The organism is Rhizobium sp. LEGMi-198b, from assembly GCF_054114205.1.
This window is the reverse complement of sequence record NZ_JBSYVH010000005.1, coordinates 283,451-299,358: the sequence shown is the minus strand read 5'-3', so window position 1 is coordinate 299,358 and position 15,908 is coordinate 283,451. Positions and strand designations below refer to the sequence as shown.

The window sequence follows — 15,908 nt, the reverse complement described above, 5'->3', positions numbered from 1 at the left end:
ACACATGCAGTTGTCGCCATGGCGACATCCGTGCGCCTTGCCTCAATCGTGGTTGACGACATGGACCCGTTCCTGTCGCTTCATCGCAATGTCAACCGTCTATTCCATGAAGTCTTCCGCGGTTTCGGTCGCGATCGTTGTTTGGTGGCACAGCGCCGATTGGCGGCTCGTGGCCGCATGTGGAGATCAAGGAGAATGATGACGAAATCCGCGTGATAGCGGAAATTTCGGGCATCGATCCAGAGGATATCGAGGTGCTGCTGGAAGACGGCGTGCTTACACTTCGCGGTGAAAACAAGTCGGAAACCGAGGGACAAGGATCGCCGGTTCAGTGAGCGTTATTACGGACGCTTCGAACGTGGCTGGCTTTAGGTCGCCAGGTTGATGAGAGTAAGGTCACCGCAACGTTCAAGAAACGGTCTTCTTGCCGTGACGCTGCCGAAGACCGAGAAGGAGCGAGCCAACGTCAGGCGGATCGCCATCGACAACACCGAATGGTCCGACCGCTGCAAGCGCGCCGGGCACAAACGTACCCGGCGACCTAACGACGCGGACCAGGTACCCTGCCTGACCGAGCACTTCATGCCGCACGCGAAGTTCCAGCCGATCGCCCGCGACGAACTTCGGCAACGGCGAGGCCGTCTTACGAAACCCCAATCCCAAGCGCTGCGCTTGTAGTCGTAGCACCAAGGGGCACTTAGTGCGCAAGCACAGGTGGAGCCGGAAAGTCCAATACATTGCTCGTATAGCTTTCGACCAGCGCACTGAACGGAGTGCCATCCTGAAGCTTCAGCACGGCATGATGTTCGAGAAGAAATGACGGCAGTGTAAGAGATCCCGTTTTGGGTGCCGGTAGTTCCTTTTCCACGTCCCAACCCTCTGGAAGAGGAGACCACAGCAAGTTGGAAGATAGATTTGTGCGGGTGAAATTGAGAGATTGGACGGCTCTTCCAAAGGCGACGTCGCTCGTATTCAACGCTTTATTCATGTCCATTGTCAGCCTTCCCGGAACATACCAATTGTCGGCCTCAGACAGGACGCGATTGCCGCAAACGAGGCGGACATGTCGGTAGGCGATGGGTTCGTTAGAGCCGACCGCCAGCAGTTCTCGGATACGGCTGTCGGCGGGCTTGTCTCCCCCGCGTATGCGCTCGGCAACGATCTTAGAACCTTGCGGTGCGAGATTGTGCCCGGCACACCAGCGATCGAGCGTCAAGGTAGCGCTAGCGTTACTCAGGAGATTTGCATTCAAAGTCTGGAGAATCGCAAGTGCCTCAATCCGGGCCGTTGGCGTGTCTGGCCATTGAACCGTGGTGAATGATTCCTGCGCCAATATGGTATTCGCGGCCAGCATGATCGCAGCTGCAGGTGCAAATGCGATGACCCGTATGAACTTCCAACAGCAAATTGACACGAAAAGTTATCCTTTGTGACGACGTTGATGTGACAAGGTCTCGATATTCATAGGGAGGCTTTCCCACAAGAACGCTCGAGGGGGACTTTTCTAGAAGACTGTGTGAGCGGTCCTAGACCGTCCCGCACTCCACGTCGAGGTTTGCCTAGATTTCTGACACCCATGATGGCTGCTGAGAGCATCATGATGGATGTTACTCCTGCCTCAAGAAACCGGCCGGTTTATGTCTGAGGCTGCCCCCATCATCCCAGCGTAAAAAACCCATCCGACGATCCATAACGCAAATGGGTGCGATCCAAAGAATCAATTTTTCCAATCCGTCGAGTGCCGTTAGAAAGCGCTGAATATGACCGAAATCTAGCGCGACAGCACGACGATGTTGCCACGGAGCTCTGACGGCTGTCATGGCGATCCAAGATGTAGCTTCGCTCACTCCAGGCTGATGGACTGCATGAGTGCGTTGTGGCCGACATGCGAAGAAACGCGGAGAATGTATGTGCGGGATTGTGGGTATTGTCGGCCGTCATCCGGTTTCGGACCGGCTAATAGACGCGTTGAAACGCCTTGAATATCGCGGCTACGATTCGGCAGGCGTCGCGACGATCGACGGTGGAGCGCTCCATCGCCGGCGCTGCGAGGGCAAGCTCGTCAATCTCGAGGCAAAGCTGAAAGAACTGCCTCTGTCGGGCACAATCGGCATTGCCCATACGCGCTGGGCAACCCATGGCGCGCCGACGGAACGCAACGCCCACCCGCATTTAACCGACGGCATCGCGGTCGTCCACAATGGGATAATCGAGAATTTCGCCGAATTGAAGGATGAGCTGACCGCGGCCGGCGCCGAGTTCGAAACCGACACCGACACGGAGGTCATCGCGCATCTCGTGGCAAGACTTCGCCGGGACGGCATGGGCCGGCGCGAAGCTATGCATGCGATGCTGAAGCGCGTCCGAGGCGCTTACTCGCTGGCTCTGCTCTTCGAGGAGGACCCTTCGACGATCATGGCTGCCCGTAATGGTCCGCCGCTCGCGATCGGTCACGGAAGCGGCGAGATGTTCCTCGGGTCGGACGCGATTGCGCTCGCGCCTTTCACCAACGAGATCACCTACCTGATCGACGGCGATTGGGCGATCATCGACAAGACCGGCGTCCGTATCTTCGATATCGACGGCAAAGTCGTCACGCGACCGCGGCAGGTCTCGCTGGTGGCGGCCCATATGATCGACAAGGGCAACTATCGCCATTTCATGGAGAAGGAAATTTACGACCAGCCGGAGGCCATCTCCGAGACCCTCAGCCATTACATCAACTTCAGCGACAATCGGGTGGTCGCGGTTTGGCGCGACACTGTCTTCGCCAACGTGCAAAGCCTGGCGATCTCCGCCTGTGGCACTGCGTACTTGGCCGGGCTGATCGGCAAGTACTGGTTCGAGCGCTATGCACGTCTGCCGGTCGAAATCGATGTCGCGTCAGAATTCCGGTACCGCGAGATTCCGTTCTCGCCACAGGCGGCAGCTCTCTTCATCTCACAATCGGGCGAGACGGCCGATACACTTGCTTGCCTACGCTATTGCAAGGAGCACGGCCTGAAGACCGGTGCAGTCGTCAACACGCCTGAATCGACGATAGCACGGGAGTCCGGCACTGTGTTCCCGATCTTCGCTGGACCGGAGATCGGCGTTGCGTCCACAAAGGCCTTTACCTGCCAACTCGCCGTTCTGGCTGCGCTCGCGGTTGCTGCCGGCAGGGCGCGTGGCACCCTTACGGAGAAGGAGGAACAAACACTGGTCGGCCGCCTTGCCGAGATCCCGCGCGTCATGGGGCAGGTGCTGAACAGCATCCAACGAAGGATCGAGCTTCTGTCGCGCGAATTGGCAAAGTGCCGCGCCGTGCTCTATCTTGGCCGCGGCACCAGCTTCCCTCTGGCCATGGAAGGCGCCCTGAAACTAAAGGAGATTTCCTATATTCACGCGCAAGGGTATGCTGCCGGCGAACTGAAACACGGTCCGATAGCCCTCATCGACAAGAACATGCCGGTTATCGTGATCGCACCGCACGACCGCTTTTTCGATAAGACCGTTTCCAATATGCAGGAGGTTGCGGCCCGCGGAGGACGGATCATCTTGATCACCGACGAGAGGGGCGCTTGCGCCTTGAAGCTCGACACGATGCAAACAATCGTTCTTCCAAATGTGGACAAGATCATTTCGCCGATGATCTTTTCGCTGCCGGTCCAATTGCTCGCCTATCATACGGCCGTGTTTGTGGGCACTGACGTCGATCAGCCGCGCAACCTGGCGAAATCAGTCACCGTCGAATAGGCCGGCGTTTCCGTAAGGGACGAATGACAGAGTTTAGATGACTTATCACTGCTGAGCATTTGGAGATCGACATGCCGCAAACGAAGATATTTGGCTTCTCGGGGAACATAACACGGCCGTCCACGACGCGCACATTCGTCGACCATATCGTCGGGCAACTGGCACTCAAAACGCGAGCTGTGGCACAGTCCTTCGATGTCGATGACCTTGGACTTTCCCTGTTGAAAGCCAAACGGCTGGACGACCTCAACGCTCAAGCACGCGGCGTCGTAGACCAGATGCTGGAGGCAGACGCCCTGGTCGTAGGCTCACCCACCTACAAGGGCAGTTACACGGGCCTATTCAAGCACTATTTCGATTTGCTCGACCCAACATCGCTGAGGGGCAAGCCTATCATCATCGCTGCAACGGGCGGTGGCGAGCGTCATTCGCTTGTCGTCGAACATCAGTTGCGCCCTCTGTTCGGGTTCTTTGAAGCGCTTGCGATGCCGACCGCAATCTATGCCACCCGTAAGGACTTCGCCCACGGGGAGGTGATCTCCGAGGCCGTCCGCATGCGCGTCGGTCGGGCTGTCGAGGAAGCAGCCTGCGCAATAGGATGACCAGACGCGGCAAACGTCGGCGAAACAGGCTTTCTTGTCCCAAGCGAACCTTGCGAGGCAATTCAGGGATACTCAACGCCTCGCAGACAACTTTGGCTCTCTCTTTCGCTGATCCAATCGCGTGCCAGTGGCCTCAAAAGGCTAGGCTCTCCGCGGCCGTAGGTGGTCCTTTTATAGTTGGCGAGCGTGTCCGCTCCTGGCTGTATCCAGCAACTGATTGGCGACCTGTGACGGTGTCGCAGACAAAAACATGCTGCCTTGGATGGCGGAAAGCCCGAAATCACCGGTGCCCGAAAGATGTTTCGAACAGTTCAGTTTTGTCACCTTTGAGATCGTCAGACATTTCAACTTTGCACCATGGCCGACATTCCAGCTTTTTGACGCCACAGTTAGGCGCGGATACCCGTGAACTGCGAGGAATTGCCATTTGAGAAAGCCGTTTATCCTATTCGCCGCCGTTCTTGCCTGTGCAGCGCTCCAGCTTCCCTCCACCAATAGCATGGCCGAACAGGCCGCCGCACCCGCTCTCACCGTCTCTCTGACGACACCGGCAAAACGGGACTGGCCGGAAACCGTTCCCGCGAGCGGCTGGCTGAAACCGTGGCAGGAAGCGATCATCGCCTCCGAAACGAGCGGCCTGCGCATCACTGACGTCCTGGTCGATGTCGGCTCCGTGGTTACGAAGGGGCAGACGCTGGCCCGGCTTTCGCAGGAGAGCGTGCTGGCAGACCTTCGCAAGCAGGAGGCGGCTGTCGTGACCGCCAAGGCAAATCTGACGAAGGCCAAGGCGAATGCGGATCGGGCGCGCCAGCTCAGCTCTTCCGGGGCTCTCTCCGACGAGAAAATCACTGAATATTTCGCCGACGAGCAGACGGCGACGGCAAGCCTGGCATCCGAGGAAGCCGCGCTCGACAGCGAAAAGATCAAGCTCGGGCAGACGACCATCACCGCCGTCGATGATGGCCTCATAACCTCGCGTTCCGCCAACCTCGGCGCCGTCGTCTCAACCGGAACCGAGCTGTTTCGCATGGTCCGTCAGCAGCGTGTCGAATGGCAGGCCGAAGTATCGGCGCGCTATCTGCCGCGGATTTCCGAAGGCTTGAGCGTTGCGATCAACGGGCCGGATGGGCATGCCATCGAAGGCAAGGTGAGGCTTGTCGGGCCTTCGGTCAGTACCGACACGAGCCGGACAATCGTCTATGTCGCGCTTCCAGCCGATGCCCGTCCGCGCACCGGCCTTTACGTCACGGGCAACATCGAATTGCAGACCACGCCGGCTTTGACCGTGCCCGAAACGGCGATCGTGTTCCGGGATGGCATCAGCTACATCTTCGCGGCCGGCGAGGACAACCGAGTGCGCAGGGTTCGCGTGCAAACCGGCCGTCGCAACAATGGCGAGGTGGAAATCATCTCCGGCATAGATGCCTCGTCGAAGATCGTGACCTCGGGCGGAGCCTTTCTGTCGGACAATGACCTCGTGAAGATTGCGGAGAAAAACTGATGAATTTTTCCGCCTTCTCGATCCGCAACCCTGTCCCGGCGATCTTGCTGTTCATCATGCTTGCTGCCGGCGGGCTGCTGGCCTTCAAACAGCTGGCGGTCCAGTACTTTCCGGACATGGATCTCCCGACCATCAGCGTCACCGCCACGCTCGATGGCGCTGCGCCGACGCAGCTCGAGACGGAGGTCGCCCGTACCATCGAGGACAGTCTCACCTCCGTGAGCCATCTCGATCATATTCTCACGACGATCACCGACGGCACCGTCTCGATCAAGGTTTCCTTCAAGCTGGAGAAAGACAGCGAAGCCGCCCTCAACGAGGTCCGCAATGCCGTCGACAGTGTCAAGGCCGATCTGCCGTCGCAGATGGCAACGCCAAGCGTCACCAAGGTCACGGTCCAGAGTTCCGCACTGGTCACCTATGCCGTCCGCTCGACCGCTCTCAACGAGACCGAACTGTCCTGGTTTGTCGACAATGATCTGACCAAAGCGCTGCTGTCGGTGCCCGGCGTGGGGCAGGTCAACCGCATCGGCGGGATCGACCGCGAGGTTCATGTCGATCTCGATCCGGCGACGATGGCGTCGTTCGGGGTCACCGCTGCCACCGTCTCGGCGCAGTTGAAGGCCGTCCAAGCCGACACGTCCGGCGGGCTCGGCGAGGTCGGCGGCTCTCGTCAGACATTGCGCACGCTCGGCGCCGTAGAGTCGGTCGAGGCTCTGAGGGAACTCACTATACCTCTCGCCAATGGGCAGCAGGTCCGGCTCGACGATGTCGCATCCGTTACCGACAGCTTCGCGGAGCGCTCTTCGATGGCCTATCTTGACGGCAAGCCGGTGATTGCGGTCGAGATCAAGCGTTCGAACGGCTTTTCCGACAGCAGTGTTTCAGCCGACATTGACACGGCAATGAAAAAGTTCGCAGCGGCGCATCCGAACGTGCAGATCCATGCAGTCTACAGCATGATCGGGTCAATTCTCGACAATTATGATGGTTCGATGCACATGCTGTATGAGGGGGCGATCCTGGCGATCGTGGTCGTCTGGTTCTTCCTTCGGGACTGGCGCGCAACGATCCTCTCGGCTGTGGCGCTGCCCTTGTCGGTCATCCCGACCTTCCTCGTCATGTACCTGGCAGGCTTCAGCCTGAACGTCGTCACCTTGCTGGCACTGTCGCTGGTGGTCGGAATCCTCGTCGACGACGCGATTGTCGAGATCGAAAACATTGCCCGCCACCTGCAAATGGGCAAGCGGCCGATCGATGCCGCGATGGAGGCTGCCAACGAAATCGGCCTTGCGGTCATCGCGACCACCTTCACGCTGGTCGCCGTCTTCTTGCCGACGGCATTCATGAGTGGCATACCGGGCCTCCTGTTCCGTCAATTCGGCATTACAGCGGCAGTCGCCGTCGTTGCCTCGCTTGTCGTTGCCCGTCTGCTCACCCCCATGATGGCGGCCTATTTCATGAAGGCCCATCCGTCGGAGCAGAAGGATGGCCGTATCATGCGCGCCTATATGGCGATTGCGCAGGCAGCTCTCAATCACAGGAAGACCACGGTCGCCGTGACTGCCGTCGTCGTCGCACTTTCGCTTTCCATCATCCCCCTCTTAAGAACGGGATACCTGCCGGCCGCTGACGACGCACGCGCGCAGATCACACTCACCCTGCAGCCCGGTGCCACTGTCGAGCAGACCGACGCCGCAACCAGGAAGGCCGCAGATATCGTCAGTCAGGTTCCCGACGTGACGCATGTGTATGCGGCTGTCGGCTCGGCATCCTCCGGCGGTGGTCGGAAGGCCTCCTCGATCAGTGTCGGGTCTGCCGCGATCGTCGCCACGCTGACGCCCATTGATGAGCGCGACCGCAAGCAGTCGGAGATCGAAAACGAGATCCGACAGGCGCTCTCCGTCCTCCCCGGCGTGCGAGTCGCCGTCGGTATTGGCAACGGCACCAAGCTCGAGTTCACCCTTGCCAGCGACGACGCCAATGCACTCGACAGCGCAAGCACAGCGCTGGAGGAGCAACTGCGCACGCTGCAGGGCATCGGCGCTGTGACATCGACAGCGGCCAGGCAGGCGCCGGAGATCCAGATCACGCCCGATTTTGCCCGCGCCGCAGCGCTTGGCGTGACGTCGAATGCGATCGCCAGCGCCGTGCGCGTGGCGACGAACGGAGAATATTCTTCCGATCTGCCGAAGCTCAACCTGCCGCAGCGGCAGATCCCGATCGTCGTCCGCTTCTCGCCTGAGACGCGAACCAATCTCAACGACATCAAGAACATGCGCGTCGCCGGCACCAACGGCAATGTCGATCTCGGATCGATCGCCGATATCCGCATCGGCGGCAGCCCTTCGGAGATCGATCGTATCGACCGCGTGCGCAATGTCACCGTTTCCGTCGAACTCAACGGCCGCATCTTGGGCGATGTCAACCGCGAGGCGAAAGCGCTGTCGGCGCTCCAGCATCTGCCGCCGGGCGTTACCCTGGTGGAACACGGTGAACTTCAGCGCAGCTCCGAGCTGTTCCAGAGCTTTGCCCTCGCGATGGCGATCGGCGTATTCTGCATCTATGCCGTGCTCGTCCTGCTGTTCCACGATTTCCTCCAGCCGTTGACACTTCTGATGGCCCTGCCGCTCTCGCTCGGCGGTGCGCTGGTGCCGCTTGTGGTAACCGGCACCAGTTTCTCGATGCCCGCCGTCATCGGCCTTCTCATGCTCATGGGCGTGGTGACGAAGAACTCCATTCTGCTCATCGAATATGCGATCATGTCGCGTCGCCAAGGCATGTCCCGGTTCGATGCGCTCGTCGATGCCTGCCACAAGCGCGCGCGGCCGATCGTCATGACCACCCTTGCCATGGCCTCGGGCATGCTGCCGGCTGCGCTCAGCCTCACGGGCGGAGATTCAAGTTTCCGGCAGCCAATGGCCATCGTTGTGATTGGTGGCGTGATGATATCGACGCTGCTCAGCCTCATCATTATCCCGGTCATCTTCACCTTCGTCGACGACCTGCAAAATTTGCTCAAATCGTTCAGTCGCCGGGCGCTTCGGCGCCACGCGACCTACTGGCGAGAGACGGAGTTCAGTAATTTGCCGGGCGATCTCGGCGGCGACACGGGGAAATCCATCGAGATGATCTCATCTCAGCATAAAGTCATCGAACCCACGCCTTGATCGGGACTGCAGGTGTTTTTTGACATACGCTTTTCGTTGTCGATCAAATCTCGCCATCGGCCTTTACGCGACTCTTCGACTCTGTGGTTCAGCCAATCGGCCGGCTTATCGCTGTCGGTGAGTTGATATTTTGCTTCACGCGGTCAAGCGCAAACAAGGCCGCTATCGTTTGACAACGTCTACGGGAAGGAGACACCGCCGGCATTTTCAGAGTCCGCAAAGAAGCATTACCCAGTCATGGATGATGGTACGGTCCTTCTGCCGTTTCCTCGTCTCTTCATTGTTGCACGACGCTAATTAAGCCCAGGTCGCCGCGGCGCTCGAGAACCGCAGCCCATGGGGGGCAATGAAAGCCCCCGAACCATGGTGGCATTATCAAGTACGTGGACCCTGTCGCACCGACTGCGCGCCGCAGCCACCGTTGCCGAACCCGCAGTCAATTCTGGTCGTCTAGGGAATGGTGAAAAGCAACGGATGCGCTGGAGCTGAGTAAGGGGCTACAGCTTCTAAATTCAGTCGACCACGCGCAAGGCCAATTGGTCGGGTAAGTTCCGTGTCTTCTCGGCAGCGACCTTAACGACCGTGGCCGGCCTTGCAGCAACAGTCGGCTTTTCGGCAGGAACATAACCGGCGCCGATCGCGACGTTCAGAGAGATATAGTCGAGCGCGCTCTGCTGAACGGCCTCGGCGAGGCTTTCCTGTGCGTTCGAAACCGAACGCTGCGCATCGAGAACGTCGAGCAGAGAAGAGGCGCCGTCCTTATAGCTTACCGTCGAGAGGTCGAGGGCTTCCTGGTAGGACTTCACCTGCGCCCGCAGAGCGGCAACCGTCTGAGCAGCGCGGCTGACGGCCGACAGGGCGCTTTCGACCTGTTCGACACCAGACAGCACGGTCTGCTTCCAGACGATATACTGTTCGCGGCTGGTGGATTCGGCACTCTTCACGTTGGCGCGCAACGCGCCGCCATCGAAGATCGGCAGCGACAGGCTTGGGCCGAACGACCATTTTGTTAGGCTGCCGTTGTTCGACTTCGTATGGGTATAGGACGGCGAAATCGAACCGCCGAGCGTGATCGTCGGAAAGAGCTGGGCCTCTGCCACGCCGATCTGAGCGGTCGCAGCGGCAAGGTTACGCTCGGCGACACGGATGTCGGGCCGGTTGCGGATGAGGTCAGCCGGGACGCCCGTATCGACGCGGCCGCGGAATACCGGCTGGCTGCCGCCACCGTGCAGTTGGGCGATAATGGTCTGCGACGGCACGTTCAGTAGGGTCGCGATATGATGCACCGCCTGGCGGTAGCTGATTTCGAGGCCCGGAATTTCAGAAAGCGTCGAGTTGACGAGACCTTCGGCCTGGACGACGTCGAGGCGGGAAACGGCGCCGGCATCGAGCTGGAACTTGGTGAGTTCAAGCGTTTCGCGGCGAGACTTCAGGTTGTCCCGTGCGATCGAGACGCGGGCCTGATAGTAGCGGACATTGACGTAGCTGTTTGCCAGATCCTGCAGATAGGTCAGGCGAGCCACGTCGACGTTGGAATAGGCCGCATCCAGCGATGCGTTGGCGCTTTCCTTGGCGCGGCGGTATTGGCCCCAGAGGTCAAGCAGCCACGAAGCCGTGGCATCGCCGCCGGTGGTATTTTCCGTTTCCCTCTTGTTGCGCTGGCTGCCCTTTTCGCCGCTGGTCTTATGACCGCCTGACAGGAGGAGGCTCGGCATTCCGCCAGCTGCGGACGAGACGACCTGCGCCTGCGCTTGATTGATGCGTTCCAGCGCCTGCTGGATATTGAGGTTTTCTGCAAGTCCCTGCTCAACCAAGCCGTTCAGCTTCCTATCGCCGAAGGCGGTCCACCATTGTGAACTCGAGACGTCGCCGTTGATCTTCGTACCGCCCTCCGAGAACTTGGCCGCGAGCGGCATTTCCGGTGGCTTATGATCGGGGCCGCTGATGCAACCTGCCAGAAGAAGCAGCAGGGCGGGGGCGGCAGTACGAATGGATACCATCACATTACCCACAATTGAATTACATGATCACTGTCTTAGGGAAACGTGACACCACGTGTGTCGGCGCTTCGATGATCTCTTCCGCCTTTAGTCATCCTGATGAACTGTAGGCCGTTGAGGTTCAGACAAAAATTGGAGGGGGTCGGTTGTAACAGGACATCGACGAGCGGAGCCGCTCGACGGACAAGGCAACGATCGACACGCCGGCGTCCATGAGAGCCTCGCGCTACGCGCACGCCGCCAGCAAGCACATGACTCTTCCCCAACTTGCAAATCTCTCGCAAGTGCTCACCTCTGGGCGAGGATGGGATCGTCAAGCGATAACGAATTGCCACGCCGAATGTCACCTCATCTGCACATGCATGCGACGCCCTTTCTTCGGCTTCATCCTTCTTCTGCGCTTGATAATGGCATGCGGCTGATGGGAAAAATTGATTGTTCGGATCCCGCTCATCTGCGCCATGGATCACCGCGCGGGTTGCCGTGGCGTTGCACCCATTTGTGAAATTCGCCTCCGCATGGGAATTCGACATTCGAGGACGACCCAATGTTGATCCTCACGTGGATGCATGTTGATTTTGCCAAAGACTCCAAGTCGCGCCACCAGTACTTGAGAAATCTTCCAGATGGATCGCGTAGAACGCAAACGGCGAGGCGCAAGCCCTAACTGGGATGGTTGCGGATGAAATGGCGCGGCTCATAGATCTTCCTCCGTCTAGGCGACTTCCGGGTGAGCCAAGCATTATTCGTGCCAAAGCAGAAATCTTCCCGCGCGAACGCAAGACTGAGAGTAGGCGCGATGACCTCCGGCAACGGATATGGACATAAAAAGTCGAGCGAAACCCCTCGCTCGGGGCCGGGCATGCAACACGCAATCGATTAGGGACCCCAATCGAAAACACTCCCGCACTTCACCCGCCGTTTATCAGCTGCTCGTGCGCTCAAACGTCATCGCCAACCAAGGGGTCCAATGCTGTCTATTTCGACAGCGTGTTTTAAAAATTCGTCCTCACACCTACATCCCATCGCCAAGCAAGTTGGTGAAGACTGACGAAATGCCAACAACACAGTGGGTAATGGCACTTAGCCTTGTCCGATATCAGACAATATTGAATGCCGTCAGCCGGCTAGATTCAACCTGTTTTGTTAAAATCAAAAGGAATTTTCGTCCGGCACGCATATTGCTTCCGATCCTCTGCTGACGGGGACAACCAAAGAGAATCACGCGGAAATATTTAGATGCCAGTAGAAGACACTATGTCGCCAGTCCATTCTAACGCACGGCGTTCCAGCTCTGGAAAGACGCTTCTCCACCAAGCAACATCAGGGATGCCCAATGACTCGTACTAGGATGGAATCGTATATTCGTGCATTTGCCCTAAGCGTGGCTGCGCTGCAGAGTCTGATAACCGCGGAAGCGGCGGTCGGGGCTCCGCCAGGCCAATCCGAGATCAGCGACTTCTTGCTGAACAATGGCTTGGAAGTGGTTGTCATACCTGACCACCGGGCGCCGATCGTCACGCAGATCGTCCTTTACAAGGCCGGAAGTGCCGATGAGCCACCCGGCAAATCCGGCATCGCTCATTTCTTGGAGCATCTGATGTTCAAGGGTACGAAAAAGCACCCGGCCGGCACATTCGATACAAAGGTGGCGGAGATCGGCGGTGAGGAGAACGCCTCCACTTGGTCGGACTACACCGCCTACTTTCAAACTGTCACGCCAGCGGCGCTCGGAACGATGATGGAATTCGAGGCTGACCGGATGCGTAATCTCGTGCTTAGCGATGCGGTGATCTCGCCCGAGCGCGATGTCATACTCGAGGAGCGGCGCTCCCGCGTCGAAACCGATCCCGAGGAACTGCTCGAGGAGGAGATGCAAGCGACCCTCTATCAGAACCATCCTTACGGGCGCCCGGTGATCGGCTGGATGCACGAGATGGAAGGGCTCAATCGCGCAGACGCAGTAGGGTTCTACGATCGCTACTATGCGCCAAATAACGCGGTATTGGTCGTGGCAGGCGACGTGAGCGCTGCGACTGTGCGCAAGCTGGCGGAGGAAACATACGGGGCTATACCGCGCGGCTCGGACCTTCCTTCGCGCATTAGGCCGCAAGAACCGGAGCAGAACACCAAGCGGACAGTCGTGCTCACCGACTCTCGGGTGACTGTGCCGAGCTTCGAAGAGTCCTGGGTGGTGCCGTCCTACAGAACGGCCAAGCCGGGCGAAGCGGAGGCCCTTGATCTTCTGTCAGAAATTCTCGGCAGAGGAATGCGCAGCCGGGTCTATCGGGAACTCGTGGTGAAACAAGGAACAGCCTCCTCAGCCGGTGCCCACTTCCAGGGAACCTCGGTCGATCCATCCACTTTCACAATTTACGGCTCGTCGCGGGGCGAGGCGAAGATCGAGGCGGTGAAAGATGCGATGGACGCCGAAGTTCGGAAAATCATCCGGGCCGGAGTTACGGATTTGGAGCTCGACAAGGCCAAAGATCGCCTCGTGCGCTCGATGATCTTCGCACGCGACAATCCCGCGAAGATGGCCATTGTCTACGGGGCTGCGGTCGCCACCGGTGGTACTGTGGAGGATGTGCAGGAATGGCAGGAGAGAATTCGTGCGGTAACGACGGCGCAGGTGCAGGCAGTTGCCGAGAAATATCTTAACCCGGATCAATCGGTGGCGGCATATCTGCTGCCGCGGGAAAACACCTCTTCAGGAGATTGAAAAGTCGATGATGATGTTCAACGGACTGCGGCTCGGGGTGGCCAAACCGCTACTGGTCGCTCTTGTCTTGCTGGGCTTTGCGGCTGCGCCCGCGTGCGCGACCATGGCCATCCAGGAAGTCAGGACAGCGAGTGGGATCAAAGCGTGGCTGGTGGAAGATTATTCAGTTCCGATTGTCACCATTCGTTTCGCGTTCCGAGAAAGTGGCAGCACCCAAGATCCTCCTGGCAAGGAGGGCCTCGTCAACCTCATGACCGGATTGTTCGACGAAGGGGCCGGCGACCTTGACAGCAATACATTTCAGGAACGACTGGACGATGCTGGCGCTAAGATGCGCTTCAGCGCCAGCCGCGATACAATCTACGGCTCCATGCGTGCGCTCGCCGACAGGAAGGATAGTGCGTTCAATCTTCTTCGTCTGGCCATCGAACAGCCGCGCTTCGATCAATCGCCCGTCGATCGCATCCGTGCTCAGATCATCTCCGGCATCCTGGCGGAATCCAAGGATCCACAAAAGGCTGCGCAGGTCGCATGGGCGAAGGCGATCTACGGCGATCATCCATATTCCAACCCGGAAGAGGGCACAGAGCAATCTTTGGCCGCTATCACGATCTCAGATCTGAAGGCTTTTCATAAGCGGCTTTTCACCCGCGGCAACCTCGTCATCGCCGTGGCGGGAGCAATCGATGCCGACGCCCTCAAGCGCGATCTGGATCAGATATTCGGCGAGTTGCCGGCCGAACCGCACCTAACGCCAGTCATCGAAACCGCACCAAAGCTAGGGCAGGAAATTCGGATCGCCTTTGACTTGCCTCAGGTCCAGCTACGGCTAGCCTACCCGGGGATCAGCCGCGAGGATCCACAGTTTTTCGCAGCCTATCTTATGAACCAGACCTTGGGAGGTGGGGCCTTCACGTCCAGGCTCTGGAACGAAATGCGCGAGAAGCGAGGGTTCGCCTATGGCATCGGATCTACCCTCGTGACAAATGCCCATTCCGCGACGCTCGCAATCTATACCAGGGTCCGCCCAGATCGGGCCGCAGAGACGCTTTCCCTCATTCAAGCCGAGGTGAGCCAGATGGTAAAGGACGGCGTCAGCGAAAGAGAACTCGAAACTGCAAAGAAAAATACGATCGGCAGTTTTGCGATCAGCAACCTCAACTCATCCAGGGCTATTGCCGGCACTTTGGTCGAGATCCAGTTGGAAGATCTTGGGATAGACTATATCGAGCGGCGGGAACAGCTGATCCAGGCAGTAACCATTGACGACGTCCGCTCCGCCGCGAGACGGCTTCTCTCCGCCGACCCTGCCGTCATGATCGTCGGACCGCCGCAAGAAGGGCGCAAAAGATGATGGTCTATGGAGAAAGATCGAGGTAGATGCTGCCGGGTGCGCATCCGGCAGCAGGGCCACTTCATTGATTGGCGAAGGTCATCTTATGGTCGAACTATCGGGAACAACCAATCGTGTTCCCATTGATGACGGCAATATTCGGATTGTTGAAGAAGACAAGATTAGCGATACCGGCCGCGGCCACCCTTGAGGCTGCGTTGTTGTTGCCATTTGAGATTGCGCCTCTTGCAATGCTCCAGTGACCGGCTGGGTTGTTGTCGAAATCGATCTGCCAGGGAAACACGCGGGGTTGATCGACAGTGAAGGCACCGACCGCTATGCCCGCATTCCCGACGAGAAGGTGGTGACCCGGTGCCGGCGGTGGGGCGATGTTGCCTAGATCGATCTTGATAATGCACTGGAAGGTAGGCAGTGCGGCTCTTGCGGCCGCGTCATCTGCATAATGGAAGAAAGACAAGCTTGGAGTAGCGCCACTCACTCCAAAATTCTTTTCGTCCCAGATCACATGACGGAGAGGATTGGCCACCACTCCGCGGTAGACGGAATAGGCGCTGGCGGGACTTTCTACAGCCAAGGCTGCCAGCATTGCAAATATGATTGAGATGACGCCACGGCGTTGCTTGTTGCTGTTCATAACGGTTCCTTTCACGATAATTGGCAAACGCTTCGCTCTTGATGAAGACGCGGAGCGGCGCGTTCTGCCGGATCGGGTAGGCGTTGGAGGAAAGCCCCGCCTTTACCCTTCAAGGTGTTGTGAGAGACCAATGGTGGTCGCCTCCAGAACTGGATTAGGCCGGGGTCGATGCCGCTGGTGAGGGGAGGGT

At 58.6% G+C, this 15,908-nt stretch carries 9 protein-coding genes and 1 pseudogene; 7 read left to right on the top strand and 3 right to left on the bottom strand.

The features are described from left to right. Positions 1-18: 18 nt before the first annotated feature. Positions 19-483: pseudogene (locus tag ACXHXG_RS20595) on the top strand (Hsp20/alpha crystallin family protein); the annotation flags it as partial. A gap of 214 nt (positions 484-697) precedes the next feature. Here ACXHXG_RS20595 and ACXHXG_RS20590 read toward each other — a convergent pair. After that, positions 698-1,414: a hypothetical protein gene (locus ACXHXG_RS20590; protein WP_457900506.1), complete on the bottom strand. Its 717-nt coding sequence runs from the start codon at positions 1,412-1,414 to the stop codon at positions 698-700. Positions 1,415-1,908: 494 nt separating this feature from the next. Between ACXHXG_RS20590 and glmS the strand changes: the two genes are divergently transcribed. The 4 genes from glmS to ACXHXG_RS20570 all read left to right on the top strand — a co-directional run bounded on the left by glmS (position 1,909) and on the right by ACXHXG_RS20570 (position 9,008). After that, positions 1,909-3,735 carry a glutamine--fructose-6-phosphate transaminase (isomerizing) gene (gene glmS, locus ACXHXG_RS20585; RefSeq protein ID WP_457900505.1) on the top strand — a complete coding sequence of 609 codons (1,827 nt, stop codon included), beginning with the start codon at positions 1,909-1,911 and terminating at the stop codon, positions 3,733-3,735. 71 nt (positions 3,736-3,806) lie between these two features. Beyond that, a complete protein-coding gene (msuE, locus tag ACXHXG_RS20580) occupies positions 3,807-4,337 on the top strand; it encodes an FMN reductase (protein ID WP_283054493.1) in 531 nt (176 codons plus the stop codon). Positions 4,338-4,764: 427 nt separating this feature from the next. After that, positions 4,765-5,838: an efflux RND transporter periplasmic adaptor subunit gene (locus ACXHXG_RS20575; RefSeq protein WP_457900504.1), complete on the top strand. Its 1,074-nt coding sequence runs from the start codon at positions 4,765-4,767 to the stop codon at positions 5,836-5,838. After that, a complete protein-coding gene (locus ACXHXG_RS20570) occupies positions 5,838-9,008 on the top strand; it encodes an efflux RND transporter permease subunit (RefSeq protein ID WP_457900503.1) in 3,171 nt (1,056 codons plus the stop codon). The genes ACXHXG_RS20575 and ACXHXG_RS20570 overlap by 1 nt, the downstream gene beginning before the upstream one ends. 512 nt (positions 9,009-9,520) lie before the next feature. Here ACXHXG_RS20570 and ACXHXG_RS20565 read toward each other — a convergent pair. Next, a complete protein-coding gene (locus ACXHXG_RS20565; protein ID WP_457900502.1) occupies positions 9,521-11,008 on the bottom strand; it encodes an efflux transporter outer membrane subunit in 1,488 nt (495 codons plus the stop codon). Between the two features lie 1,351 nt (positions 11,009-12,359). Here ACXHXG_RS20565 and ACXHXG_RS20560 point away from each other — a divergent pair. Both ACXHXG_RS20560 and ACXHXG_RS20555 read left to right on the top strand, forming a co-directional pair. Continuing rightward, entirely contained in the window at positions 12,360-13,730 is a 1,371-nt protein-coding gene (locus tag ACXHXG_RS20560) for a M16 family metallopeptidase (protein WP_457900680.1), read from the top strand. Between the two features lie 7 nt (positions 13,731-13,737). Continuing rightward, a complete protein-coding gene (locus ACXHXG_RS20555) occupies positions 13,738-15,084 on the top strand; it encodes a M16 family metallopeptidase (protein WP_457900679.1) in 1,347 nt (448 codons plus the stop codon). 94 nt (positions 15,085-15,178) lie between these two features. Here ACXHXG_RS20555 and ACXHXG_RS20550 read toward each other — a convergent pair whose 3' ends face one another. Then, positions 15,179-15,718 (bottom strand): hypothetical protein, encoded by a 540-nt coding sequence (locus tag ACXHXG_RS20550; RefSeq protein WP_457900501.1) that lies wholly within the window; start codon positions 15,716-15,718, stop codon positions 15,179-15,181. Positions 15,719-15,908 lie beyond the last annotated feature (190 nt).